The organism is Promicromonospora sp. NPDC060204 (assembly GCF_042728455.1).
In the GTDB taxonomy this organism is placed as follows: Bacteria; Actinomycetota; Actinomycetes; order Actinomycetales; family Cellulomonadaceae; genus Promicromonospora.
Map to the genome: position 1 here is coordinate 1 of NZ_JBHWZO010000438.1, position 2,264 is coordinate 2,264.

Genomic DNA, 2,264 nt, shown 5'->3' on the forward strand with positions numbered 1-2,264 from the left:
ACCACCGAGCCGTCGGCGCTGCCGGCCACGACGGGGCTACCGCGCCGGGACGCACCCCCGGGCCCGCCGGACCCGCTCACCGTGCCGAAGGGGGTGCGGTCGCCCCGCAGCACCGTGGGGGCGCCGTCGTCCGGGTTCCAGCGCACCAGGTCGCCGGTCTCGGTCCGGCCGACGACGCCGGTGCCGGTCGGCGCGACGTCGGCCAGCCCGGTCTCCTCGGGCACGTCGACGGTGCGCAGCAGGTACGGGTCCGCCGGCTCGTTGGCCGTCACGGCGTTGAACAGCGCCGTCCGGGTCTGCCCGTCCCGCAGCCGCCGCACCGCCTCGACCGCCAGGAGCTGCGCCGTCGCGGGATCGTCCTGCTGCACCACGTGCGACGTCGCGCCCAGGAGGTGGGCGGCGTTGGCGTTCACCGCGTCGTTCGCGCGGTCCGCCTCCCGCTCCGCGAACGCGAACGCGCCGATCGACAGGGCGAGCATGACCCCGAGGGCCAGGTTCACCAGGCGGTTGCGCATCCCGGCCGAGCTCTGCCGGGCGATGTGGGCGCTGAGGATCTCCTCGGTGCTGACGTCGGGGCCGCGCAGCGGGGCGACCAGCTCCGCGAGCACCCCCGCCAGGTCCTGGTGGTGCCGCCAGCGCCGGCGCTGGCGCAGCCTCGTCAGGTCGGTCCACTTGGGCTCGTGGTCGATCCGCTCGACCAGCGGGGCGGGCAGCGCCGTGGTGCTGATCGCGTCGATCTCGTTCGCCGTCTGGTCCCAGACGATCTTGCCGCTGGTCAGCGCCACCAGCAGGGTCTCGGGGCCCCGGTGGTCGAGCCACCAGGCGACCTCCTTGGCCACGTACTTCGAGCTCGCGGCGCCCTCCGAGGCGAGCAGGATCAGGTAGTCGGACCGTTCGAGCTTGAGCTCGATGGCGTCCCACAGGCTCGGGTTGTTCGCCAGGCCGGTCCGGTCCAGAAAGATGTTCAGGTCCGGCACGTCGTCGCGCCGGTCGAAGTCGAGGAGCTGCGCGTGGAACTCGGGCGCGAACTCGCCGTCGGAGTCCCGGCTGTACGACAGGAAGCCGTCGTACCCGTCGGCGCGCGGCGCCGCGCGCACGCGGGCGGTCGGGAGCAGGGAGCGGACAATCCGGTCGGTCATCCTGCTCCCGCAGCCTTTCGTCGGCGAATGTGTGCGGACCGGGAGAAACATATCCCCCGGTGTGTAGTGTCGCCGCAGGTCATGACGCTAGTCACCTTCGTGGTGAAATGCACGGTTAGGCATGGTCGTGCGATCCGACGAGGAGGGTCTGAGATGGCACCCGAGCTGGTCGTCCCCCGCGACGGGCCCCGGCGGCTGCGCGTGCGCCGGTCCTGGGTCCGCGCCGGCTTCACGGCGCTCTTCGGCGTCGCGTTCGGCCTGGGCCTGTGGGGCTTCTGGCTCTACCGCACGTCGCCCGACTTCGAGTGGGGCACCAGCGCCTGGGACCTCGTCTACTACTCCGTCCAGCTCTTCGTGCTCGGCGCCGAGGCCACGAACCAGGGCGGCGACCTGCCCTGGCAGCTCCAGGCGGCCCGGTTCCTCGCCCCCGTCGCCACCGGCTACGCCGTCTTCGAGGCGGTGCGGTCGCTCTTCGCCGACCAGTTCGTGCTCATGCGCACCCGCCGGATGCGGGGGCACGCGATCGTCGTGGGCCGCACCCCCGCGGCGGACGTCATCGCCGAGGCGCTCGCGGCCCGCGGCGCCGTCGTCGCCCGCACCGTGACCGGGGACGACGGCGCCCTGCGCAACGCGGGCGTGTCCGGCGCTGCCGTCCTGTACGCCTGCGCGGCCGAGGACGACGAACCGGGCGTCAACGTGCTCACCGTGGCCGTGGCCAACCGCGCCCCCCGGGCCGCCGACCTGCCCGGCCTGCGCCTGAACGCCCACGTCAGCGACCCGGAGCTCGCGCTCGCCCTGCAGGCCCGGCACCTGAGCCACCCGCAGCCGGGCGTGGACTTCTTCACGCTGGGCGAGCTCGTCGCCCGCTCCCTGGTCCGGCGCGACCGGGTCCTCGCCCGGGGTGCCGCGCCGCACATCTCCGTCGTGGGCCACGGCACGTTCGGCCGGGCGCTGGTCGTGGCGTTCGCGCGCCTGCGCGGCGTCGAGATCGCCAACGGCGGCGAACCACTCACCGTGACCTTGGTCGGGCCGGGCGCGTGGGAGGCCGCCGAGGCGCTGCGCGCCCGCTGGCCCAGCGTGCGCGCGGCGTGCCGGCTCGTCCCCGTGGACACGTTCGCCGAGGTC

Annotated in this window: 2 protein-coding genes; one reads left to right on the forward strand and one right to left on the reverse strand. The window is 74.3% G+C overall.

All coding sequences use genetic code 11. The annotated features are described in order from the left end of the window. Positions 1-1,139: hypothetical protein (locus ACFWEJ_RS28470; RefSeq protein WP_377232518.1), on the reverse strand; the 1,139-nt coding region annotated here is incomplete at its 3' end. Positions 1,140-1,292: 153 nt separating this feature from the next. Here ACFWEJ_RS28470 and ACFWEJ_RS28475 point away from each other — a divergent pair. Next, positions 1,293-2,264 (forward strand): hypothetical protein (locus ACFWEJ_RS28475; protein WP_377232519.1); only part of this gene is annotated, 972 nt, incomplete at its 3' end.